Origin of the sequence: Streptococcus oralis (genome assembly GCF_023109155.1) — a bacterium.
GTDB lineage: Bacteria > Bacillota > Bacilli > Lactobacillales > Streptococcaceae > Streptococcus > Streptococcus oralis_BZ.
In genome coordinates, this window is the sequence record NZ_JALDUA010000005.1 from 35,513 (window position 1) to 56,846 (window position 21,334).

27 protein-coding genes are annotated in these 21,334 nt (G+C 40.9%); 5 read left to right on the forward strand and 22 right to left on the reverse strand.

What is annotated here, in order from left to right; genetic code table 11:
* Nucleotides 1-187: 187 nt before the first annotated feature.
* A complete protein-coding gene (hisS, locus tag M1F63_RS08780; protein WP_247941222.1) occupies nt 188-1,468 on the reverse strand; it encodes a histidine--tRNA ligase in 1,281 nt (426 codons plus the stop codon).
* A 167-nt stretch (nt 1,469-1,635) separates the two neighbouring features.
* Here hisS and M1F63_RS08785 point away from each other — a divergent pair, with 167 nt between their 5' ends.
* Nucleotides 1,636-1,977: a metal-sulfur cluster assembly factor gene (locus tag M1F63_RS08785; RefSeq protein WP_001206380.1), complete on the forward strand. Its 342-nt coding sequence runs from the start codon at nt 1,636-1,638 to the stop codon at nt 1,975-1,977.
* A 165-nt stretch (nt 1,978-2,142) separates the two neighbouring features.
* Here M1F63_RS08785 and ilvD read toward each other — a convergent pair whose 3' ends face one another.
* Complete coding sequence (gene ilvD / locus M1F63_RS08790; RefSeq protein WP_000137343.1) at nt 2,143-3,846, reverse strand: dihydroxy-acid dehydratase; 1,704 nt, start codon at nt 3,844-3,846, stop codon at nt 2,143-2,145.
* A gap of 230 nt (nt 3,847-4,076) precedes the next feature.
* Between ilvD and rpmF the strand changes: the two genes are divergently transcribed.
* On the forward strand, nt 4,077-4,259 hold the full coding sequence (rpmF, locus tag M1F63_RS08795; protein ID WP_000290417.1) for a 50S ribosomal protein L32: 183 nt from the start codon (nt 4,077-4,079) through the stop codon (nt 4,257-4,259).
* Between the two features lie 15 nt (nt 4,260-4,274).
* Nucleotides 4,275-4,424, forward strand: a complete 150-nt coding sequence (gene rpmG, locus M1F63_RS08800) for a 50S ribosomal protein L33 (protein ID WP_001265622.1) — start codon at nt 4,275-4,277, stop codon at nt 4,422-4,424.
* A gap of 448 nt (nt 4,425-4,872) precedes the next feature.
* On the opposite strand, the gene M1F63_RS08805 is transcribed toward rpmG, so the two are convergent.
* The 6 genes from M1F63_RS08805 to M1F63_RS08830 all read right to left on the reverse strand — a co-directional run bounded on the left by M1F63_RS08805 (nt 4,873) and on the right by M1F63_RS08830 (nt 8,188).
* Nucleotides 4,873-5,922 (reverse strand): DUF389 domain-containing protein, encoded by a 1,050-nt coding sequence (locus M1F63_RS08805; RefSeq protein WP_000126416.1) that lies wholly within the window; start codon nt 5,920-5,922, stop codon nt 4,873-4,875.
* Entirely contained in the window at nt 5,919-6,242 is a 324-nt protein-coding gene (locus M1F63_RS08810) for a potassium channel family protein (protein WP_000825751.1), read from the reverse strand. Before M1F63_RS08810 ends, M1F63_RS08805 begins: the two co-directional genes overlap by 4 nt.
* On the reverse strand, nt 6,239-6,598 hold the full coding sequence (locus tag M1F63_RS08815) for a hypothetical protein (RefSeq protein WP_000397555.1): 360 nt from the start codon (nt 6,596-6,598) through the stop codon (nt 6,239-6,241). Before M1F63_RS08815 ends, M1F63_RS08810 begins: the two co-directional genes overlap by 4 nt.
* Entirely contained in the window at nt 6,523-6,825 is a 303-nt protein-coding gene (locus M1F63_RS08820; RefSeq protein WP_006151097.1) for a TMEM175 family protein, read from the reverse strand. The genes M1F63_RS08815 and M1F63_RS08820 overlap by 76 nt, the downstream gene beginning before the upstream one ends.
* Nucleotides 6,826-7,223: 398 nt before the next feature.
* Nucleotides 7,224-7,562, reverse strand: a complete 339-nt coding sequence (gene cadX, locus M1F63_RS08825; protein WP_000711083.1) for a Cd(II)/Zn(II)-sensing metalloregulatory transcriptional regulator CadX — start codon at nt 7,560-7,562, stop codon at nt 7,224-7,226.
* An 11-nt stretch (nt 7,563-7,573) separates the two neighbouring features.
* On the reverse strand, nt 7,574-8,188 hold the full coding sequence (locus M1F63_RS08830; RefSeq protein WP_000250556.1) for a CadD family cadmium resistance transporter: 615 nt from the start codon (nt 8,186-8,188) through the stop codon (nt 7,574-7,576).
* 28 nt (nt 8,189-8,216) lie between these two features.
* On the opposite strand from M1F63_RS08830, the gene M1F63_RS10185 reads away from it, so the two are divergent.
* Nucleotides 8,217-8,402 carry a hypothetical protein gene (locus tag M1F63_RS10185; RefSeq protein ID WP_009013804.1) on the forward strand — a complete coding sequence of 62 codons (186 nt, stop codon included), beginning with the start codon at nt 8,217-8,219 and terminating at the stop codon, nt 8,400-8,402.
* A gap of 286 nt (nt 8,403-8,688) precedes the next feature.
* Here the strand turns inward: M1F63_RS10185 and M1F63_RS08835 are convergent, their stop codons facing one another.
* The 14 genes from M1F63_RS08835 to M1F63_RS08900 form a co-directional block, all read right to left on the reverse strand.
* Entirely contained in the window at nt 8,689-8,901 is a 213-nt protein-coding gene (locus tag M1F63_RS08835; protein WP_000710706.1) for a hypothetical protein, read from the reverse strand.
* Nucleotides 8,902-8,967: 66 nt separating this feature from the next.
* The gene (locus M1F63_RS08840; RefSeq protein ID WP_000177340.1) at nt 8,968-9,159 is read right to left on the reverse strand and encodes a hypothetical protein; all 192 of its coding nucleotides are present in this window, start codon (nt 9,157-9,159) and stop codon (nt 8,968-8,970) included.
* Nucleotides 9,160-9,447: a hypothetical protein gene (locus M1F63_RS08845; protein ID WP_000542381.1), complete on the reverse strand. Its 288-nt coding sequence runs from the start codon at nt 9,445-9,447 to the stop codon at nt 9,160-9,162.
* A gap of 113 nt (nt 9,448-9,560) precedes the next feature.
* A complete protein-coding gene (locus M1F63_RS08850) occupies nt 9,561-9,788 on the reverse strand; it encodes a hypothetical protein (protein ID WP_009013763.1) in 228 nt (75 codons plus the stop codon).
* Between the two features lie 72 nt (nt 9,789-9,860).
* The gene (locus M1F63_RS08855; RefSeq protein WP_000043341.1) at nt 9,861-10,076 is read right to left on the reverse strand and encodes a hypothetical protein; all 216 of its coding nucleotides are present in this window, start codon (nt 10,074-10,076) and stop codon (nt 9,861-9,863) included.
* A 75-nt stretch (nt 10,077-10,151) separates the two neighbouring features.
* A complete protein-coding gene (locus M1F63_RS08860; protein ID WP_000780387.1) occupies nt 10,152-10,334 on the reverse strand; it encodes a hypothetical protein in 183 nt (60 codons plus the stop codon).
* A 617-nt stretch (nt 10,335-10,951) separates the two neighbouring features.
* The gene (gene rpsD, locus M1F63_RS08865; protein WP_000092756.1) at nt 10,952-11,563 is read right to left on the reverse strand and encodes a 30S ribosomal protein S4; all 612 of its coding nucleotides are present in this window, start codon (nt 11,561-11,563) and stop codon (nt 10,952-10,954) included.
* 201 nt (nt 11,564-11,764) lie between these two features.
* On the reverse strand, nt 11,765-12,799 hold the full coding sequence (locus tag M1F63_RS08870; RefSeq protein WP_000769387.1) for a sensor histidine kinase: 1,035 nt from the start codon (nt 12,797-12,799) through the stop codon (nt 11,765-11,767).
* A complete protein-coding gene (locus M1F63_RS08875; protein ID WP_033583600.1) occupies nt 12,796-13,494 on the reverse strand; it encodes a response regulator transcription factor in 699 nt (232 codons plus the stop codon). The genes M1F63_RS08870 and M1F63_RS08875 overlap by 4 nt, the downstream gene beginning before the upstream one ends.
* An 80-nt stretch (nt 13,495-13,574) precedes the next feature.
* Nucleotides 13,575-16,109 (reverse strand): SSURE domain-containing protein, encoded by a 2,535-nt coding sequence (locus M1F63_RS08880; protein ID WP_247941223.1) that lies wholly within the window; start codon nt 16,107-16,109, stop codon nt 13,575-13,577.
* Between the two features lie 154 nt (nt 16,110-16,263).
* Nucleotides 16,264-16,929 (reverse strand): potassium channel family protein, encoded by a 666-nt coding sequence (locus M1F63_RS08885; protein WP_084859286.1) that lies wholly within the window; start codon nt 16,927-16,929, stop codon nt 16,264-16,266.
* Nucleotides 16,930-16,942: 13 nt separating this feature from the next.
* Nucleotides 16,943-18,322, reverse strand: a complete 1,380-nt coding sequence (locus tag M1F63_RS08890) for a TrkH family potassium uptake protein (protein ID WP_247941224.1) — start codon at nt 18,320-18,322, stop codon at nt 16,943-16,945.
* A 33-nt stretch (nt 18,323-18,355) separates the two neighbouring features.
* Entirely contained in the window at nt 18,356-19,120 is a 765-nt protein-coding gene (locus M1F63_RS08895) for a nucleoside phosphorylase (RefSeq protein WP_247941225.1), read from the reverse strand.
* Between the two features lie 49 nt (nt 19,121-19,169).
* Nucleotides 19,170-20,060, reverse strand: a complete 891-nt coding sequence (locus M1F63_RS08900) for a LysR family transcriptional regulator (RefSeq protein ID WP_247941226.1) — start codon at nt 20,058-20,060, stop codon at nt 19,170-19,172.
* A gap of 118 nt (nt 20,061-20,178) precedes the next feature.
* Between M1F63_RS08900 and M1F63_RS08905 the strand changes: the two genes are divergently transcribed.
* The gene (locus M1F63_RS08905) at nt 20,179-21,225 is read left to right on the forward strand and encodes a threonine aldolase family protein (protein WP_247941227.1); all 1,047 of its coding nucleotides are present in this window, start codon (nt 20,179-20,181) and stop codon (nt 21,223-21,225) included.
* Nucleotides 21,226-21,334: the final 109 nt, after the last annotated feature.

Below are 21,334 nucleotides of genomic sequence, written 5' to 3' on the forward strand. Positions count from 1 at the left end.
TGTTATTTACATCATCTTGATAAAAATGTGGAATACAGTCGCAACTAAAAGGGATAATAAGCGAATTCCTCTTGCAAAAATAGAAACGGTAGTAATAGTTTTATAAAGATATTTTGGAGCAAGCAAGAGCAATGTTAATCCTAGGAAAAAGAGGGTCAGGATGTATTCCTGACCAGCTTATCTGTCATTAAAATCCTAATTTTTCAAATATTTCTGAAAAGTTTTGGCTAATGGTCTCAAGTGACACTTGAACTTCTTCTCGAGTTTGGTTGTTCTTAACTGTCACTTGTCCGCTTTCGACTTCGCTCTCTCCGAGAGTGATGAGGGTCTTAGCAGCAAAGACATCGGCTGACTTGAACTGAGCTTTGAGTTTACGGTTGAGGTAGTCACGTTCTGCTTTGAATCCTTGTTGGCGAAGGACTTGTACCAATTCCAAGGCCTTAACATTTGCTCCTTCACCCAAGACTGCGATATAGACATCTAGGGCGTTTTCGATAGGGAGAGCCACACCTTGCTTTTCAAGGATGAGAAGCAGGCGCTCTACACCAAGTCCAAAACCAAACCCAGCAGTTTCAGGACCACCAAAGTAAGCAACCAAACCATCGTAACGACCACCCGCACAGACTGTCAAATCATTGCCCTCAATCTCAGTGATAAACTCGAAAATCGTGTGGTTGTAGTAGTCCAAACCACGTACCATATTGGTATCGATGATATAGTCTACACCCAGATTTTCCAACATCTGACGGACGGCATCAAAATGAGCTTGGCTTTCTGCATCAAGGAAGTCCAAGATAGACGGCGCATTTTCTACTGCCACCTTGTCTTCTTTTTCCTTAGAGTCCAAGACACGGAGAGGATTTTCCTCCAAACGACGTTGGCTATCCTTCGACAAGGTCTCCTTGAGCGGTGTCAAATAGTCGATCAAGGCCTGACGATAAGCCGCACGGCTCTCAGGATTTCCGAGAGTGTTGAGGTGTAATTTGACACCTTGGATGCCGATTTCTTTCAAGAAATGAGCTGCCATAGCGATGGTTTCCACATCGGTAGCTGGATTGCTAGAGCCAAAACACTCGACACCAATCTGGTGGAACTGGCGTAAACGACCTGCTTGTGGACGCTCATAACGGAACATAGGGCCCATATAGTAGAACTTACTTGGCTTTTGCACTTCTGGGGCGAAGAGTTTATTTTCCACATAAGAGCGGACAACGGGCGCAGTTCCTTCTGGACGAAGGGTGATATGACGATCACCCTTGTCATAGAAATCATACATTTCCTTGGTTACGATATCCGTTGTATCTCCGACAGAGCGACTGATGACCTCGTAATGCTCAAAAATAGGCGTGCGCACTTCCGCATAGTTATAGCGCTTGAAAATTTCACGGGCAAAGCCCTCAACATACTGCCACTTGGCAGACTCAGCAGGTAAAATATCCTGCGTTCCTTTTGGTTTTTGTAATTTCATAGGGAATCCTCTTTAAACTTAATAGTCTTATTTTACCATAAATAGAGGGATTAAAACAGTGAGAGGAGAAAATCGCAAGAGAGTCTTTTCAGAAAATTCATCAAAAACTTGCCAAATTGTCAGAATTATGAGAAAATAGAGGATATTTATCACGTGGAGGGACTGTAATGAGAGAGGATATCAAAATCAATGACCGTGCTTTGGCCTTGCAAGACCAAATTATCGAAAAACTAGAGAAGGTTTTTGATACAGATGTGGAATTGGATGTTTACAATCTAGGACTGATTTATGAAATCAATCTGGATGAAACGGGTCTCTGCAAGATTGTCATGACCTTCACCGATACTGCCTGTGATTGCGCCGAAAGTTTGCCTATCGAAATCGTCGCAGGTCTGAAACAAATCGAGGGTATCGAAGATGTCAAGGTTGAAGTTACCTGGTCGCCTGCCTGGAAGATTACACGAATTAGTCGCTACGGACGTATTGCCCTTGGACTGCCACCTCGTTAAGCAGGCAAATCACTTTTGAAGATAAAAAGAAGCAAGCCGAAGATGGCTTGCTTTTTGATACTCAATGAAAATCAAAGAGCAAACTAGGAAACTAGCCGCAGGCTGTACTTGAGTACGGCAAGGCGACGTTGACGTGGTTTGAAGAGATTTTCGAAGAGTATGAGTTTATTTTTTACCTGACTTGTCCATGTTCCAGAAGTCTGTCACGGCTCCGCGTGAAGCAGATGATACGATATGGGCATATTTACCGAGAACACCACGGCTGTAAAGAGGTGGCAAGGTTGTTTCTGCCTTGCGTTTTTCAAGTTCTTCTTCTGATACGGCCATGGAAATTTCTTTGGTATCTTGGTCAACCGTAACGATATCACCTGTACGGAGGTAAGCAATCGGTCCACCATCCTGAGCTTCAGGAGCGATATGTCCGACAACCAGACCATAAGTACCACCAGAAAAACGACCATCCGTCAAGAGGGCAACCTTGTCTCCTTGACCTTTACCAACGATCATGGATGAAAGGGACAGCATCTCAGGCATACCAGGACCACCCTTAGGTCCAACGAAACGAACAACGACTACATCACCATCAACGATTTCATCTGTCAGAACGGCCTGAATAGCATCTTCTTCTGAGTCAAAGACCTTGGCTGGTCCAACGTGACGACGCACCTTAACACCTGATACCTTGGCAACCGCACCGTCAGGGGCAAGGTTCCCGTTCAAGATGATAAGCGGACCGTCTGCACGTTTTGGATTTTCAAGTGGCATAATGACTTTTTGGCCTGGTGTAAGGTCTGCAAAGTCAGCCAAATTTTCAGCGACTGTCTTACCAGTACATGTGATACGGTCGCCATGAAGGAAACCATTTGCCAAGAGGTATTTCATAACCGCTGGCACACCACCGACTTCGTAGAGATCTTGGAAGACATACTGACCAGATGGTTTCAAGTCGGCCAAGTGAGGCACACGCTCTTGGATTGTATTGAAGTCCTCAAGTGACAAGTCAACATTAGCCGCATGGGCAATGGCAAGCAAGTGAAGAGTGGCATTTGTAGAACCACCGAGAGCCATGGTTACAGTGATAGCATCTTCAAAGGCTTCACGAGTCAAGATATCTGATGGTTTGAGTCCAAGCTCCAACATCTTGACAACAGCACGTCCTGCTGCTTCGATATCTTCTTTCTTGTCAGCTGATTCAGCTGGGTGAGATGAAGATCCTGGCAAACTCATACCGAGAACTTCGATAGCAGTCGCCATGGTATTAGCTGTGTACATACCACCACAACCACCAGGACCAGGACAGGCATTACATTCAAGACGTTTCACGTCCTCAGCTGTCATGTCACCGTGGTTCCATTTTCCGATTCCCTCAAAGACAGAAACCAAGTCAATGTCTTTGCCATCAAGATTACCCGGTGCAATAGTCCCACCATAGGCGAAAATAGCCGGGATATCCATATTAGCAATGGCAATCATAGAACCAGGCATGTTCTTGTCACAGCCACCGATAGCGACGAAGGCATCGACGTTGTGACCACCCATAGCCGCCTCGATAGAGTCCGCAATGATATCACGAGATGTTAGAGAGAAACGCATACCAGGCGTTCCCATGGCAATCCCGTCCGCTACGGTGATAGTCCCAAACTGAACAGGCCAAGCACCTGCCGATTTGACACCTTCTTTGGCCAATTTCCCGAAATCATGCAAGTGAATGTTGCAAGGGGTATTTTCCGCCCAAGTTGAAATCACTCCCACAATCGGTGTTTCAAAGTCCTTATCTGTCATACCAGTCGCACGAAGCATGGCACGGTTTGGTGATTTAACCATGCTGTCATAAATGCTACTGCGGTGACGTTTATCTAATTCAGTCATCTTATCCCTCCCATTTCAGTTTTTACTATTATAGCACATTTTAAAGGCAATGAACAGAAGAAAATTCTTGAATTTTCAGAAAATTTCGATTAATTTGATTGAATGACTTCTAATTTTTTTATCTTTTTTTGTCAAGTAACTTTACTTTACAAAAAAAATGTGTTATCCTAGTATGGTTGATGAAAATCACTAGATTGAATCGAATTTAAATACCTAAAGGAGAAAAGAAAATGGCAGTACCTGCACGTCGCACCTCAAAAGCGAAGAAAAACAAACGTCGTACACACTACAAAGTAACAGCTCCATCTGTAAACTTTGACGAAACTACTGGAGATTACTCACGTTCTCACCGCGTATCACTTAAAGGATACTACAAAGGACGTAAAATCGCTAAAGCTGCATCAGCTGAATAATAGAAGGGAGATACCATGCGCGTAAATATCACACTTGAACACAAAGAATCTGGTGAACGCTTGTACCTTACTTCTAAAAACAAACGTAACACTCCAGACCGTCTTCAATTGAAGAAATACTCACCAAAACTTCGCAAGCACGTAGTGTTTACAGAAGTTAAGTAGGGGTTCAATACGAATCAATACATAAGAAAAACGCTGATTTAAAGCGTTTTTTCTTTTTGCCAAATGCGATATATTGCACTGTATTTCAATCCAAACTCTACCTTTTTCTCTACCTTTTTTCTTAAGACCTGGTTTGGAAAGTATGAATTTCAGTTGGACTAAAAACAGCGTAATATCAAGACTTTTCTCCGCTTTTATAAAAGCGTTTTTCCAATCAAATTCAACTAATTTTATCTAAATGGTGTGGATTTTACCCCCAAAATTACAGAGAATGGAGCTGATAAACACTAAACGTTCACACCATTAGTTAAATGATTTTTTTCATCATTTTTCTTAGATGATAGAACTTCTAATTTATTTCTTATTCAAGCAAAAACAACCTGCTATAAGTAAGAAAGAGGAAGATACAAGAAAAACACGGCGTAAAAACCGATTCAGTTCATTGTCCTCAATCCTTGTCTGCTTCATTTTCTTTTACGAGATCGTTTTGTGAATCTTTTTCAGAGAGTTTTTGATCAATATACTTGTCAATGTTTTCATAAAATTCCTTGGTCGCTTCACTATCTAATGTTGGCGAGTTCTGAACTTGATTCACTTTCAATTGAACAGATTGAATACCGTAAGAGGCTTGTTTTTGGTGGAGTGTTTCTAATTCTTCTTCTGAAATCGGATCTCCAACAACCGTCAAGACCAATTCATTGTTACTTGACTTGTAGACTTGATTAATAACCGTATAATTGGCGAACTCTTTTCCTACAAACTGTTTGATCCCTTCTTTGCGCGCTTGTTCTATTGTCAGAGTAACTGCCGAATAGCTAGCTGGAAGAATCAACAATACAATCAAAGATATCAAGCCAATTCTCATTTTAATGCTCAGCTCTTTAAATGAAGTTAAAGGAGATTTTCTCATCAAAATTCTTGTTCCAACAATGTTGGCTAGCATGATAAAGACACAGTTGATCAAGAAAAGATAGAGAGCCCCCAATAAAAATCGTACATTCCCATTAGCTAAACCATAGCCAGCAGTACAGATAGGCGGCATCAGAGCTGTAGCAATGGCTACTCCTGGCACGATATTGTTTGCTTCTTTTTTCCTTGAACCGATCACACCAGCAATCCCACCAGCAATAGCAATGAGGACATCCCAAATGGTTGGAGAGGTTCGTGCAATCAACTCGCTACTTGCATAAGACAAGGGAGAAATCCAGAAATACAGAGTCGAGACAAGCAAACTGACCAACACTTGAGTCAATAAAACCTCTAGAGATTGCTTGATTAAACGCGTATCAAAAATAGCTAAACCGAATCCCAGTCCAACAATCGGTGTCATGAGAGGTGAAATCAACATGGCTCCTATAATGACAGCTGTTGAATTCATATTTAGTCCGATAGAGGCAATAAAAATTGCACACATCAAAATCGCTGTATCTCTCAATCGAACATGAAGGTCATCGTATAATTTCTCACGGTATTCCCGTGTTGAATAATTGGCAGTCATTTGTCCTCTCCTCTTTCCTTATTTAAATTGGTATAATAATTAAAAATAACAGCTGATAAACAGCCAAAAAATATGAGCCCATAAATCGTCAAGAAGACACTGGTAATCCTTCCAATCAAGGTCACAGCTAGGAGATCCCCGTAGCCGACAGTCGTCGAAGTCACAAAAGCATACCAAAGACCGTCTCCGTAATTTGTGATAGCAGGTTCAACTAGGAAAAGCACGCCTCCTGACCCAAAAACAAAGGTCACAAAACTCAGAGCAAACCGAGTAAAACCCGTAACCTGCATAATATGCCATAACATTTTTAAACGTTTCATTTGTTCTCCTTATTCATACTAGCTCCTGACCGAGCCGTTTTTTTCCAATAATCAAAGTGAAGATAGGACATGATCTCCATCAGAGAAAGATAGACAAACTGATAGATCTGATTTAAGCTGATTATCAACTGATATTGTTTGAAAAATGACTGGAAGAAAGACCAGATATGACTGTCTTGAATCAGTCCCTTCTTAATATCAGACAGGATATTAGCTAAAGCTCCCAAGGACTGAAACGGTAAATCCTTGACATTTATATAGATCCGGTCCACCACATCATTCAGACTGGTATCTTGGATGGCATGAAATTCTCCAAAGAGAACTCCTGCCGCTCCAAGAGTAGAAACAAATTCCACCAAATAATTTCTGAGGAAATTTTCTCAACCTTTTCCCATAATGTGTTTAGTGCCATCCATAACGATCCCAACCAGAAAAAGGAAAGAAAACAAGCAAAGAAATTTTGCCGTAAATCCCAAAAAGCTTCAAGACTTGGTGTTGTTGGTTTTTCTAACTCTAAAACCAAGATGGTCATAATAATTGCTAGAACAGCATCTGTCAATACAATTAATCTGTCTTTCTTCATCGGATTACGTTGCCTTTCATTTTGTAGTATTCTATCTCATCGTATAATATTTATTAATCTTAAATATTGGATAGTCACTTCATATTTTGAGTACAAACAAGATACACTAAAAAGCATGTATCTGTCATATTTTATTTAACTTTAGAAATATTCATCCATCTAATCAATAAATATATCATATTTCACAATAAATGACTACTATCAAAGATACATTTTCTTTCAGATTTCTCCCTTTTAAACTTGGCTAACTTGACCTGCATTACCTAGGTCGCTTTGCTTTAAATTATACTTTTTTCTTAAAGATTTGCTACGAGTAGTCTTTCATGTGAGTAATTTTTATCAAAAAATTTCATAGATAAGTCCTATATATAATCATGATAAAGTAGTAAAAATAGTTGTTATCCTAGTTGATTAAAAAAGTCTTTGATTTCCTCATCTTTTATAAAATAATATATAATTTTCCCCTCTCTTCTAGTATCCAAGATGTTTTGATTGGCTAGTTTACGAAGATGGTGGGAGGCAGATGCCATACTGAGATTTAGTAAACAGGCTATATCACAGACACAGAGTTCTTCAACAGCAAGGAGATAAAAGATGATATTTATCTGTTTATTATCGGTAAACTTTGATAAAATACGAAGTGATTTTTGGACTTTTTCCTTTTCAAGGTAGTTCGTTGCGGTTGTAACATTTTGCTGATTTATAATATTCACTTGGCAGATACTATCTTTTTTCATAATTTTTTCTCCTAGCCGAACACAGTCCTTAGCATGTTAAAGCTGTTGTTTTCAATCAGGATATACATCCCCAGTCCTAAATAAACAACGGCAATAAACCATCTGCTATATTTTTCCAAAGTTTCTCCAACAGAAGGGACTTGTGCCAATTTTTGGGCAGAAAAAACCAAGAGATAAATCATGACTAGAAAGGTAAGTAAAGCCACTATCAAATTCGCTAAATTTAAGGTAATAAAATATGGGACAAAAACACCAATATTGTCAGCACCACAACTTGCAAAAGTAATCATAGCGACTAGAAAAATCAGGTTTTTATTATCTTTGCGCAAACCATCTTTTGCAATAGCTTCTCCATCAGAATCTCCTAAAAGCAAAACTTTGAGTCCTAGGAAAATTGGAATCAAACCGAGCAAACCTAAAATCTCTTTACTAGGAATATAATTTAAGACAAATGCAAAAAGTAAACTTAGCAATATTAGACTAACAGAGCCTAGAAATTGTCCTAAATAGATGTTAATGATGTCTTTTCTGCTTTTTCTTTTGGCAAAAAATAACATTAGGATAATAAGTAAGTCTACGGCTGTCCCAGAATACAGGATTATTGAAGTAACAACATTTTGAACCATAAAGCACCTCATTCAAATATATTTTTGAATGTATTTTAACATTAAACTTTGTAGATGTCAACTTCAGCTCCATCAAAATATAGATAAGAAGGTAGTGTCCCAAACATTAAAAAGCCCTGCCATCGAAATGATAGCAGGGCTTAACTTCAATATCCAGATGATATATTTATCTAAAAAAGGTAGAGTAAAAGGTAGAGTTTTTATTGATTTGTAGTGCGATATAATGAGTTTCCAAAAATCAAAAATCGCTTAAAATCAATATTTTGACATCTATTGACGTGTACTGAAACCCTTACTTAACCTCTGTAAGGATATAATTACGGTACCAGTATATCATAAATAATAACAAAATCTTGACTTTCCGAAAAAAAAGTATTTTCCGGAAAAATATCGAAATTAAATCAAAACTAAAAATATCTCATACATTTGAACTGCACCCCAAAAGTTAGACAGAAAAAATCTAACTTTTGGGGTGCAGTTCATCAAAGGTGCTTTTCATTTTAAAAAACTTGTGGAAAAACTTCATCCCATATATCTACTAAGCTTTTCCCGTCAAATACTTTAGCTTCCATAGCTTCATCAATTGTATCAAACTGCTGACCTTCATAATCATAACCAACTACACATATACTCGATAAAAAGCAAGCACCTCGGCTATTATAATTAAATTCAAGATCTTTGTCTAAATATTTTTTAATTTCATCCTTTTTCATATAGGACCATCCCAACTAAAACAATCTCAACAAACAAGATTTTTTCCTTAGATTCTATTCCCACTACTAGCTTTCTATGATGCTGACGATTTCATCTTCAAAATATTCATAAAGAGTTCCATCAACATCTACCAGCAAGGAGTCAATCTCCTCGTCATTGTCAGAGGCGTCACAATAGTCTTCTACAAATCCTCTAACTACCGCGCCATTTTTTAACGTGATAATTACATCTGTACGGTTAAATTTCCAGAGTGTCATTTAAATATTCCTTTCAATATTGGCTAATTGCTTTGCTTTTTCGTAGTAAGGTGTTAAGAAATCGATAAAACCTTGTTTGTCGCTTGGATCATGTTCCTCTAAAAATATCATCAACTCAAAGTCATTGAGAGCGTCAAACATTTCAGAGTTTTCATTATCCCAAGCCTCGGAAAATTCCGCATCTTCTCCAAAAAGAGCGTTAAACGTAAAGGAAAAATCCCAAAAATTATCAATCTGACCACTGACTGTTTGCTGGAGCATGTCTAATACTTGTTGACTATAACCCATTACCCATCCCCTCCTAATAAGAACGTTGTAGCATATTGAGCTACGTTCCAAAAATTTAACAGACAAAATCTAATTTTTGGGGTGCAGTTCATTCATCAAAGATGATTTTTATTTTAATAATACTGCACTTCAATTCCATCCATAATTTCTACTAAAGTGTTATCGTCAATTTTTAGAGAAATCAGATCAATGAATGATGATACCTGGTATTCCTTATCTCCAATCACCACTACAATATCATGAACAGAATTAGGAAAAATCCCACATACTTGACCATTATAATCAAAAGAGGCATCCCAACCATTGTCATATAACTCTTGTAAATCATCTAATATTGCCATATAAACTAAATCCTTTTCCATAGTGTTTTCTTTCAAATAAGGCAGGTAAAAGCACCTAGATTGTTCTAAGTCCTATGAGATTGTTTTAATCGAGACAATCTCACTCTCAAAGAGAGAAATTTCAGTAGCTTCATCTGGACTAGGATTAGCAATGAGAATAGTGATTTCATCTTGCTCATCATTGTCCATTTCGTCAACAAAGTCTATGACACGTCCCTTGATTATCTTATCGCAATTAGTGACTATCTGAACCCTTGATCGAAGATACTTCCAAAGCTGTTTACTCATTTATTTTCCTCTCTGCTATTTTTTCGATAGTTCTTATACTTTTTATAGTTAGTCGATAAAATCGCCTAGGTTGAACTAAGCACTAATAATTTTGATTTTCTTGATAATATCTTCAGGATATGAGCGATCACCTATAACTATTTCGTCAGGACCATCTAAATCATAACCGTCAAACCAATCAACCACCCTACCCTTGATGGAGGTCCCATCTTCTAAAATAAGGCGAACATTTTTATCAACATATTCCCATAATTTCATTAAGTTCCTTCTCTCTAACATCGGAACAATATGACCCAATATTAGTTATTTACTAATGGCTTTTAGTTCCTGTTAAAAGCATTATAGCACACCTTACTTGCTAAAGTACAACAAGCACCCCATTAGACTAACCTGCTACTTTGCTTTCTTGTAAAAATGTTGTATACTTAAGTAAATAAAGGAAGTAATCTTGTTCCCCCCTGTCTACTATGTGGTCGGAATGATGGTTACTTCTTTTTTCCCCCTTACTATCTCAATAGCCTTGTATTTAAAAGTTTTTTAGGCTATAATTAAATTAACGAATAGAGGTTTTCCATCTCCCCTTGAAACAGATCTTTCTGCGGTAGGAGGTGGGACGCCTCTATTTGTTTTTTAAGTCAAAATGATGTAAAATTAATTCAAGAAAGAAGTGTGGTTTTCCCGCCTAAAAGCTCTATAGCTGTGGGAGGGTCACGCTTCTTTTTACCTCTCAAAAGAGAACGCAAAAAAAGCCGTCTCATTCTTTGAAGCAGCAATGAAATCAATCTAGCAAATATCTAAGCAAACCCAGAAATCAACCTTTTAAGACAAAGCAAAAAGCCCACTGTTGTAGGCTTTCTGTAAGATATTTCTTAAAATTAAAGCATCTTGTTGTAGAATTCAACGACAAGTGCTTCGTTGATTTCTGGGTTGATTTCGTCGCGTTCTGGCAAGCGAGTCAATGAACCTTCCAATTTTTCAGCATCGAATGATACGAATGCTGGACGTCCAAGAGTAGCTTCTACTGCTTCAAGGATTGCTGGAACTTTCAATGATTTTTCACGAACTGAGATTACTTGACCTGGAGTTACACGGTATGATGGGATATCAACGCGTTTTCCGTCAACAAGGATGTGACCGTGGTTTACGAATTGACGAGCTTGACGACGAGTAGTCGCAAGACCAAGACGGTAAACAACGTTATCCAAACGACGTTCCAAAAGAAGCATGAAGTTGAAACCTAGGATTCCGCCTTTGATTTTTGTAGCTTGTACGAACAAGTTACGGAATTGTTTTTCACCTACACCGTAAGTGAAACGAAGTTTTTGTTTTTCAGCCAATTGCAAACCGTATTCTGACAATTTAGAACGGTTGTTTGGTCCGTGTTGTCCTGGTACGTAGTTACGACGTGCCAATTCTTTACCTGTACCTGTAAGTGAAAGGCCAAGGCGACGAGCTTGTTTCCAAGATGGTCCTGTATAACGTGACATATGTATGTCCTCCTGATATAAATAATATTTGGCGGAAATAGTCACTTAGAAAGCCCTGATTCGTGCAGATGCCCTTCGCCTAAACAGCCAAGGTTACTTGTCATAAGACACCTGTTGACGAGCTTCATGCTTTCCTGCTGCTATTTCACACAAAGGCTATTATACCATGAAAAGCTAGATATGTAAAGGGATTTTACAGCTTTATTTCAAATTGAGGCTGAATGTAAATTTGCTTCCTAAGCCATATTGACTTTCTGCTGTGATTTCGCCACCAAGCTGATGGGCTAGTTCGCGTGCAATCGCAAGTCCTAATCCATGTCCACCTGTCTTCATATTGCGCGAAGTTTCTACACGATAAAGTCGTTTAAAGATCTTTTCCAAATCTTCAGGAAGGATTCCCTGACCCTCGTCTTTCACACTGATTCTCAGCTCTTGTTCTGTTAATTGGGCAAGAACCTCGATTCTGGTTCCTGGTTCTGAATATTTAAAGGCATTGTTTAACAAATTGACCAGAATGCGAGAAAGTTTGTCAGAATGGCTCTTGATTTTCGCCGACTCAGGTGATACTTGAATGTAAACATCTCGCTCCTCTTGTTCAATCTGGAGTTGAAATTCACTCATTGACTCAATCAACAGCTGATCTAAAAAGACCTCTTCGACTTCTTCATCAGCAGTATCTTGAGGTTGGGTGTTAAGAGTCAGAACATCCAATTCCTCCACTAGCTTGTTTAGACGCTCGGTTTGCCGACCAATCGTGGCTAAGTAGTGGAGTCGCTCCTCTTCCTTAATCACTCCATCTAGAATTCCCTCCACAGTAACCTGAATGGAGGTAATGGGAGTTTTAATATCGTGAGAGAGCTGCGCAATCATCATTCTCTTTTCTTGCTCGCTCTCATCAAGTGATTGAAAGGTGGCTTGCAAATTGTGGGACATGTCATTAAAAGCCTGGCCCAGCTCTTGAAATTCTAATGGTCCCTTGGTTTCAATTTCTGTGCTGAAATCCTTGCTTGCTATATCCTGAGCTTGTTTTTTCAAATGTTTCAGAGAAGAGAACACTGGCGACAAAAGAAAGATGCTCACTGCAGCGCCAATGAAACTAGCAATCAAGGTCATTCCAACGAGAAAGTAAACTTCACTTTTCTCGATCAACATCCGTTGGACTGCCCAGAAAACGACCAAAATCGTTAGTAGAGTCGACACTAGATACCCCACTAAAATATAGTTTTTTAATTTCATGTTCTACCTCTTGGTCTTTCCATCTTATAACCCAAACCCCAGACAGTTTTGATAGCAGGAGCATTTGAATTCGTATACTTGGTCAACTCTTGCCTCAAAGCATGGATATGAACATTGAGTGTATTGGTATCATCCACATAGTCCTCTTGCCATACCTTCTCATAAAGTTCCGTCTTTGAAAAGACTCTCTCGGGATTGCTGGCTAATATCCATAGAAGTTCAAAGGATTTTACTGTCAATTCCAAAGGTTGCTCCCCAATGCGAACCTCATGAGTCACATGGTTGATCACTAAGTCACCAAACTCGATCTGTTCTGTCTCTCCTCCACGGCTAAGGCGACGCAAGATATTATTCACTCTTAAAACCAATTCGCGTGGGCTAAAGGGTTTGACTATAAAATCATCTGCCCCCAAACTTAATCCATAAATCTTATCCTGTTCGCTTGTCTTAGCAGTTGTAAAGAGGAAGGGTTGATCCGGAGCGATATACTGAACTTCACTGATAAAATCATACCCGTCCATATTGGGCATCATGATATCTGTGATAATGAGGTCGATAGATTTTTTTCTGAAAAGCTCTAATCCCTCCTTGCCATCATGGGCGACCAAAACGTCGTAACCCGCCTGTATAAGATAGCGGTGTTGAATATCTAGAATATCTATTTCATCATCAACCAGCAAAATTGTCTTTTTCATCTGACACTCCTTCGATAAAAACAGTGTTATACTTGCTTTAGTATAACACTATTTTCTCTAATGTTTAAATGATTTGAATCTTAATCTTCTCGTTTGGTTGTCAAACCCAAAAGTCCAACAAGACCTGCCAAGGCTAGACCAAAGATACCAAGGCCTGCTGTAGCCGTTTTAGCTTCCCCAGTATTTGGTAGCATCGCTTTATCATCTTTTTTCATCATATTAGCCATTGGGCTAGAAGCTGGTTGATCTACTTTCATATCTGACATATGGTTATTTGTACCCATCACACCCTCAGTCGTACCTGTAGAGCCTGTTTCAGAAGGCTTCGTATTCATCTGACCTTGTTGAGATGGTATTGTCGCCATTTCTTTTCCACGAAGTTGAATCGTTACTTGACGAGTAGCAATCAGATTGGTCAAATCAGGTTTGCCATCTTTAGATCCATAGACTTTAACAGTAGCTAGGTATGTATGGGTTCCGTTAGCTCGAAGTTGATCCAGCAAGGCCTGACCATCTTTGCCAACCGTATTGCCATTCAAATCCACTTCGTAGAAATATTGACCTTTAGCCAAGCCTTCAAGTGGCAATAGAGCAGGATTTTTAGCTGTTCCGTTGTCGGACCATGGGGCTTTGTCTGAGGCTTTTAACAAGAGGCGAGTCAACATACCATCTCCACCAAAAGCTTCGTACGGAATAACTTGGTTGACACCAGCCAAGAAAGGTCCAGGAACCTTAGCCTTATCAAGGTAGCTAGCTGGAACATCAATCATGTCTTTGACATTGTTAACAACAGACTCTTTAACCTGATTTGGTGTGGTCAAGCCATTCAAATTAACAGCCAAATCCTTAGTCGCTACGAGATTGGTTAAGTCAGGCTTGCCGTCTTTTGCACCGTACACCTTGATGGTTGCCTTATAGCTTTGTGTACCATTTTGTTTCAAAAGGTCAAGCAGCTCTTTGTCAGATTTTCCTTGGGTGCCTGCCAAGTCTACTTCGTAGAAGTAAAGGCCTTTGCCCAATTTCTCTACCGGTGGGAGAGCGGGATTTTTAGCTGTTCCGTTGTCTGACCATGGAGCCTTATCAGAGGCTTTCAAGATCAGGCGAGTTAACATGCCGTCTCCAGCGAAGAATTCGTATGGAATGACTTGGTTGACACCAGCTGTGAATGGTCCTGGGAAGTTGGCTCTATCCAAATATGAAGCTGGAACATCTACTGTATCTTTGGTGTTGTCGGCCACACCTTTTTGGACTTCGGCTGGAGTGGTTAAGCCGTTCAAATTAACAGTCAAATCTTTAGTCGCTACCAGATTAGTTAAGTCAGGCTTGCCATCTTTTGCACCGTACACCTTGATAGTAGCTTTATAGCTTTGTGTACCATTTTGTTTTAAGAGATCAAGCAGCTCTTTGTCAGATTTTCCTTGGGTGCCTGCCAAGTCTACTTCGTAGAAGTAAAGGCCTTTGCCCAATTTCTCTACTGGTGGGAGAGCAGGATTTTTAGCTGTTCCGTTGTCTGACCATGGAGCCTTATCGGATGCTTTCAAGATCAGGCGAGTTAACATGCCGTCTCCAGCGAAGAATTCATATGGAATGACTTGGTTGACACCAGCTGTAAATGGTCCTGGGAAGTTAGCCTTGTCCAAGTAAGTGGCTGGGACATCTACTGTATCTTTGGTATTGTCAGCCACACCTTTTTGCACTTCAGCTGGGGTGGTCAAACCATTCAAGTTGACATCCAAATCTTTAGTTGCTACCAGATTAGTTAAGTCAGGTTTGCCATCTTTCGCACCGTACACCTTGATAGTAGCCTTATAGCTTTGTGTACCATTTTGTTTCAAAAGGTCAAGCAGCTCTTTGTCAGATTTTCCTTGGGTTCCAGCCAAATCCACTTCATAGAAGTAAAGGCCTTTGCCCAATTTTTCTACTGGTGGGAGAGCAGGATTTTTAGCTGTTCCGTTGTCTGACCATGGAGCCTTATCAGATGCTTTCAAGATCAGGCGAGTCAACATGCCGTCACCAGCAAAGAATTCATATGGAATGACTTGATTGACACCGGCTGTGAAGGGACCAGGGAAGTTAGCCTTATCCAAGTAAGTGGCTGGGACATCTACTGTGTCTTTTGTGTTATCAGCCACACCTTTTTGCACTTCAGCTGGAGTGGTCGCCGGTTGCGCTTCACTGGCTTCACGGTCTTGTCCAGAACCTGTAGACGCAGGACTTTCCACAGGTTTAACTGCATCTTCTGTTTGTTTCTTAGAGTCAGGTTGTGCTTGCACTTCTTCTTTTGGTTCTACCACTGGCTCTTTAGCAGTTACATCCGCTTTTTCTGAAGAGCTTGTCGTATCCACACTTGCTTTAGGTGTTGGAACAGACTGTTCTGAAGGAAGAGCTACATCAACTGATTTTTTGAGAACCTCTGCTGGTAAGTCGCTCTTTTCACTCACCGAAGCAGTGTCTGGCACGACTTGGGCAGGGGTCGGATTGACGACATCAGCACGTGCAGAACTTGGTTGACCAACTAGGACAAAGAAGCCACTAGCCACAACAACTGAAGCAACACCGACACTGAGACGGCGAATAGACCAACGAGTATATCTCTGATTTGGATTGAATTTCATAGGATTCTCCTTAGAGTTTTCTTTTTTTGATGACTCTAGTATAATCTCCTAAAATTAAAAAGGATTAAGAAAAAGTTAAAATTTTTCTTAAATCCCTCTTATAAAATACTTATATTGACTCGTTAATTGTTGGAAAGAGAGTACCCTTCCTCTCCTACTCACTCAGTTCAGCTAGGGTGTCCAAATGTTGGTTATTAATGACGGCCATGATGTAGGCATCTGCCTCTAAGAGGTCATTGGGTCCGAATTGGACATCCAGAGGAGCATTTTCGTAGGCACGAAAGCCAAGTACGTTGAGGTTGTATCGCCCACGTAAATCTAGCTGACTGAGGCTTTTACCTACCCATGATTGGGGGATTTTCATCTCGACAATCGATACATTCTTGTCTAGCTGAAAGACGTCTACGCTGTTATGAAAGAGGATGGTCTGTGCCAATGAGCGCCCCATTTCAAACTCTGGTGAGATGACTGCGTCCGCACCAATTTTTTCCAACACCTTTTTAGCTGTATGACTTTTGACCTTGGCAATGACGGTCGGCACTCCTAGACTCTTGCAGTGCATAACCGCGAGAACACTGGACTCCAAATTTTCACCCGTTGCGACAACTACGGTATCACAGGTGTCAATCCCCGCTGATAGAAGGAGTTCTTCATCCGTGATATCTCCAACTACCCCACGCGCCAGCACAGGTTCAAATTGATTAATGCGTTCCTCGTGGTCATCAATAGCAATGATATTCATGTCATGCTTGGCTAGGGCAGCCAAAACACTGCTCCCAAAAATTCCCAAGCCTAAAATTCCAATTGTCCGATCTGACATCGTTCTTCCTTTCTTATCCAATAGTGATATCTGCTTTCATATAGTGAATCGTATCTTTCTTGTCTGGCTGGTATTCCGCTACACTGACCAGTAGTGTCAAGGGACCAATACGGCCAATAAACATCAACAACATAACGATGCTGAGGGCTATCTTGCCTAACTCTGGTGTTAAATTTGCCGTCACCCCAACTGTCGCAAGGGCTGAAATGGTCTCAAACATGAGGTAGATGAAGCGCGGATTTCCCTCTGCTGTTATCCCTAGTAGGATCAAGCCCAGCAAGAATGTTAGCAAGAAGATAATAAAGACACTGAAAGATTTTTGCACAGTTCGGGGTTCAATGGTCCTCCGAGCCACATTGGCATGAGGCAAGCCCAATAGTTCGCTACGAGCAAAGACCAATAAGACAAAGAAGGTCGTAATCTTGAGCCCCCCTGCTGTCCCTCCAGGTGCCCCGCCCAGAAACATCTGTAGGATGTAGAGCAGTAAGGTAACTGGTCGAGCCTGAGTGTAGTCAATGGAAGCAAAGCCTGCCGTTCTCATGCTGACGGTCTGGAAGAAACTAACCAGCAATTTCTCTGGAGCGCTGAGATTTCCAATCGTTCCAGGATTGTTCCACTCGATGAACAAAGTCGATACGGTTCCAAAGAGCAGAATTCCCGCTGTTAAAAAGAGAACCAACTTGGTATGGAAACGCAGGCGGCGTTTTTTCTTTTTCCCAAACTGGGTCGCTAGGTCAAACCAGACCATAAATCCTAGACCACCCGTGATAATCAAACCCGCAATGACTAGATTGATCAAGGGGTCCGTTTGAAAAGCTACCAAACTCGTACTTCCAAAATTGTCAAATCCAGCATTACAGAAAGCTGAAACAGCCAAAAAGATAGAGGTTAACACCCCTCGGCCCCAGCCAAATTCAGGAATGAAGCGGAAACTCAGGAGAAAGGCACCAATTCCTTCCACCAAAAAAGTCGTCAGAAAGATCGAGCGGATGAAATCCTTTAGAGACTGGGTTTCTCCATAACTGAAACTTTCTTGAATAGTCTCCCGGCCACGAAGACTGAGCTTTTGCTTACCTTGGATATAAAAGATTCCGATAAAGGTCATAAGCCCCAAACCACCAATCTGGATCAAGAGCATACAGATCAACTGGCCCCAGATATTGTAGGTAGAAGCCACTGGCTGGGTAAAGAGCCCTGTCACACAGACCATGGACACCGTCGTAAAGAGATGGTCAAAGTAGGTCGCTTGTGACGTTGTTGCTTGCACAAAGGGAAGGCTTAAAAGGAGCGAGCCCAGTAAGATAACTAAGGCAAAACTTAAAAAGATGCGACGGGCTGGTGATAACCGAGACAGCGTCGTCTTGATTTTTTCCAAAAATGATTTGAATAACATAGCTACATTCTACCATAAAAACAGTCAGAACACTCACATGTGGTGCACAATGGCAAGACAGAGTTCGAGTGCCTTGTCAAAAGCTTCTGAGCCCCAGTCGCGACTGTCGTAGTTGTCCAGATCCGCCAAGGAATCTGCGGTAAAGAGCAATTCCCCCCAGACAACTCCACGTAGCTGAGCTACTGCCGCAAGAGCCGAGCACTCCATCTCCACAACAGCACAACCTTCTTCCTTACGGTAGGCAACCTTTTCAGCTGTCTCTCGGTAAAAACCATCTGTCGTCCAGGTCATAACTTCCTCATAAGGAATGCCTCTTTGCTCCAAAATTTGCTCAATGGCAGAGATAGCCTCAATCTGCATCTCCATATAACGAGAAGGCGCTACATAGTGGTAGCTCGTCCCCTCATCTCGCAAAGCGCGAACAGGGACGAGAAAGGCATTTTCCTCTATATCGGCTAGGACACCACAGGTTCCAGTGGAAATGATTTGCTCCACACCATAGCCAATCAACCAATCCATAAACTGGGCCGCTGGGGCAGAGCCTACGGGCGCCTGGGCCAGACAAATCTCCTCGCCCTTGTAGTTGAGGACGTAGACTGGATAAATCTTGGTGGCCGAAACGAACTCACCAACACAATCCGCCCCTACTTCCTGAGCATAGCGGTCAATCTCTTCCTCCAAAAATGCATAGATGCACTTCTTTGGCAACTTTAAATCTAGCCCCTCATGTGTTGGCATAAGGACCGCCTGAGGATTGTCATCAAACTCTAAAATGGGAATTGCATGCTTCTGAATCATAGCTCACCTCCTGTAATTTTGTACTATTGTATCAAAAGCTGACGAAGTGTCAAGGAGTTGTCTTTATCAATCCAGAAATCTCCTCTTCCATACACTTGAGAAATCGTTGCACCGCTGGAGAAGTCGGTTTCTGTTTTGGCAAAGCAAGGCCCAGCGAGACAAAACGTGGTGGGTTTAAAGGTAACTGTACTACATCTTCTTCCCAATCCTGTGCAATCATAGCCTGATTAAAACTCACTCCTAAACCTGCTTTTACTAACTGGTAGGTCGTAAAACCGTCTTTTGTTGTAAAACGTGTTTTTAAATTTAAACCTTCTTGCTCAATTAGTCTGTCCTGGTCTGTGTCTTGACCAGGTAAGGTATGGATAAACTCCTCTGCCTCCAAATCCTTCATCTCGTATTGAACTTGTCTAGCCTTGGGATGATTTTGGGGCAGCCAAACAAGAAGTGGATCCCGATAGAGTTCTTCCCAACTATAATCCGCCTTGTCTTGAGGTTCTGCACATAAACAGATGTCGACAGATTTTTCGGCCAACCACTTAGCTATTTCCTTATTCCCACCCTCCAACAACTTGATCTGGATATTGGGATAGCTCTCTGAAAAAACTTTTAAAAGACGAGGCATCCACATAGAAGATACACTAAAGTAGCAGGCAATCGTGATGGAGCCACGAACGACACCTTTTATATCATCACTCATCTCTTGCGCAATCTGACTGGATTCAACGATTTCTCTGAAATAAGGCAACATCAATTTCCCATTCTCCGTCAAGCGAACTCCTTTTTTACTGCGGATAAACAAGGAAAATTCTAATTCTTCTTCCAAACTCGAAATCATTCTCGTAATCCCTGACTGAGTATAATTGAGTTGTTCTGCTGCAGCTGAAAAAGAACCTGTTTCACTAGCGATTAGAACTGCCTGGCACTTACTTGCGTCCATTTTTCACTCCTTTTCTTTTATCTATTCCATTTTATCATAGTTGATATGATTTTTTGACGTTTGTGTAATGCATTTATTTCTTGTACAATGAATACATCAATCAAGAAAGAGGTCTCTTATGACAAACAAAACTCTAAATTTTGCAAATGATTATCTTCAAGGAGCACATCCTGCGATTCTCAAACGAATCATGGAAACCAATGAAATGGAAATGAGCGGATATGGGAACGATTCGATTAGTGCCAGTGCTGTTGAAAGCATCCGAAAAGCCTGCGCTTGTCCGCAGGCAGCTGTCCATTTTCTTATCGGTGGAACCCAGACCAATCAAGTCATGATTGACAGCCTCCTCCAATCTTATCAAGGGGTGATCGCTGCAAAAACTGGCCATATCAGCGTTCATGAGGCTGGTGCTATAGAATTTGGAGGTCATAAAGTACTCGAACTAGAGGGAAGCGATGGAAAAATAACTGCCCAGCAAATCAAAGAAACAATTGAAGATTATTGGGCTGATAAAAATCATGAGCATATGGTCATGCCAGGAATGGTCTATCTCTCTCAACCAACTGAGCTCGGAACTCTTTATTCAAAAGCAGAATTAGAAGCTATTTCTCAGGTTTGTAAGGAAAAGAATATCAAACTCTTCGTAGATGGTGCTCGTCTTGCTTACGCACTTGCCTGCCCTGAAAATGATGTCAACCTTGCTGATTTGGCTCGCTTATGCGACGCATTCTATATTGGCGGGACCAAATGTGGCGCTCTTCTCGGGGAAGCCGTCGTTATCCCAAATCCTCAACTCCTTCCTCACATGACCAGCATTATCAAACAACACGGCGCCCTTCTAGCCAAAGGAAGACTTCTCGGCATTCAATTTGACGAATTGTTTAAAGATAAGCTCTATCAGACGATTGGCGAAGATGCGATTTCCTACGCCAACCAAATTCGTCTAGCTTGTAAAAATGCTGGTCTCCCCCTTTATTTTGAAAATCCAACCAATCAAGTCTTCTGTATTGTGAATGATGAACAGATGAAAAAACTGGATCAAAAGGTGATTTTCTCTTACTGGGAAAAATATGATGATAACCATACCCTCATCCGTTTTGCGACCGCCTGGTCTAGTCGAAAAGAAGATGTGGAAGCCTTGTGCAGAGTGATTGAGGAGTTATAAATAAATACCAAATTCAACAACAAAAAAGACATGAATCTGAAATAAGCAGAATATGTCTTTTTTAGCTTGTTTGAAAGTCAAGTAAATAAACCTTAGTTCTTCTAGAACT

Excerpts from the sequence above, each read along its gene's own strand:
- M1F63_RS08890 (WP_247941224.1), bottom strand. The coding sequence starts at position 18,322 with ATGTTATTCAAATCATTTTTGGAAAAAATCAAGACGACGCTGTCTCGG.
- M1F63_RS08805 (WP_000126416.1), bottom strand. The coding sequence starts at position 5,922 with ATGACTGCCAATTATTCAACACGGGAATACCGTGAGAAATTATACGAT.
- M1F63_RS08855 (WP_000043341.1), bottom strand. The coding sequence starts at position 10,076 with ATGAGTAAACAGCTTTGGAAGTATCTTCGATCAAGGGTTCAGATAGTC.
- M1F63_RS08885 (WP_084859286.1), bottom strand. The coding sequence starts at position 16,929 with ATGTCAGATCGGACAATTGGAATTTTAGGCTTGGGAATTTTTGGGAGC.
- M1F63_RS08810 (WP_000825751.1), bottom strand. The coding sequence starts at position 6,242 with ATGAAACGTTTAAAAATGTTATGGCATATTATGCAGGTTACGGGTTTT.
- M1F63_RS08830 (WP_000250556.1), bottom strand. The coding sequence starts at position 8,188 with ATGGTTCAAAATGTTGTTACTTCAATAATCCTGTATTCTGGGACAGCC.
- M1F63_RS08840 (WP_000177340.1), bottom strand. The coding sequence starts at position 9,159 with ATGACACTCTGGAAATTTAACCGTACAGATGTAATTATCACGTTAAAA.
- rpsD (WP_000092756.1), bottom strand. The coding sequence starts at position 11,563 with ATGTCACGTTATACAGGACCATCTTGGAAACAAGCTCGTCGCCTTGGC.
- hisS (WP_247941222.1), bottom strand. The coding sequence starts at position 1,468 with ATGAAATTACAAAAACCAAAAGGAACGCAGGATATTTTACCTGCTGAG.
- cadX (WP_000711083.1), bottom strand. The coding sequence starts at position 7,562 with ATGAAAAAAGATAGTATCTGCCAAGTGAATATTATAAATCAGCAAAAT.
- M1F63_RS08860 (WP_000780387.1), bottom strand. The coding sequence starts at position 10,334 with ATGAAATTATGGGAATATGTTGATAAAAATGTTCGCCTTATTTTAGAA.
- M1F63_RS10185 (WP_009013804.1), top strand. The coding sequence starts at position 8,217 with ATGTATTTTAACATTAAACTTTGTAGATGTCAACTTCAGCTCCATCAA.
- M1F63_RS08820 (WP_006151097.1), bottom strand. The coding sequence starts at position 6,825 with ATGAAGAAAGACAGATTAATTGTATTGACAGATGCTGTTCTAGCAATT.
- rpmF (WP_000290417.1), top strand. The coding sequence starts at position 4,077 with ATGGCAGTACCTGCACGTCGCACCTCAAAAGCGAAGAAAAACAAACGT.
- M1F63_RS08895 (WP_247941225.1), bottom strand. The coding sequence starts at position 19,120 with ATGATTCAGAAGCATGCAATTCCCATTTTAGAGTTTGATGACAATCCT.
- M1F63_RS08850 (WP_009013763.1), bottom strand. The coding sequence starts at position 9,788 with ATGGCAATATTAGATGATTTACAAGAGTTATATGACAATGGTTGGGAT.
- M1F63_RS08900 (WP_247941226.1), bottom strand. The coding sequence starts at position 20,060 with ATGGACGCAAGTAAGTGCCAGGCAGTTCTAATCGCTAGTGAAACAGGT.
- rpmG (WP_001265622.1), top strand. The coding sequence starts at position 4,275 with ATGCGCGTAAATATCACACTTGAACACAAAGAATCTGGTGAACGCTTG.
- M1F63_RS08870 (WP_000769387.1), bottom strand. The coding sequence starts at position 12,799 with ATGAAATTAAAAAACTATATTTTAGTGGGGTATCTAGTGTCGACTCTA.
- M1F63_RS08785 (WP_001206380.1), top strand. The coding sequence starts at position 1,636 with ATGAGAGAGGATATCAAAATCAATGACCGTGCTTTGGCCTTGCAAGAC.
- M1F63_RS08880 (WP_247941223.1), bottom strand. The coding sequence starts at position 16,109 with ATGAAATTCAATCCAAATCAGAGATATACTCGTTGGTCTATTCGCCGT.
- M1F63_RS08905 (WP_247941227.1), top strand. The coding sequence starts at position 20,179 with ATGACAAACAAAACTCTAAATTTTGCAAATGATTATCTTCAAGGAGCA.
- M1F63_RS08875 (WP_033583600.1), bottom strand. The coding sequence starts at position 13,494 with ATGAAAAAGACAATTTTGCTGGTTGATGATGAAATAGATATTCTAGAT.
- M1F63_RS08835 (WP_000710706.1), bottom strand. The coding sequence starts at position 8,901 with ATGAAAAAGGATGAAATTAAAAAATATTTAGACAAAGATCTTGAATTT.
- ilvD (WP_000137343.1), bottom strand. The coding sequence starts at position 3,846 with ATGACTGAATTAGATAAACGTCACCGCAGTAGCATTTATGACAGCATG.
- M1F63_RS08845 (WP_000542381.1), bottom strand. The coding sequence starts at position 9,447 with ATGGGTTATAGTCAACAAGTATTAGACATGCTCCAGCAAACAGTCAGT.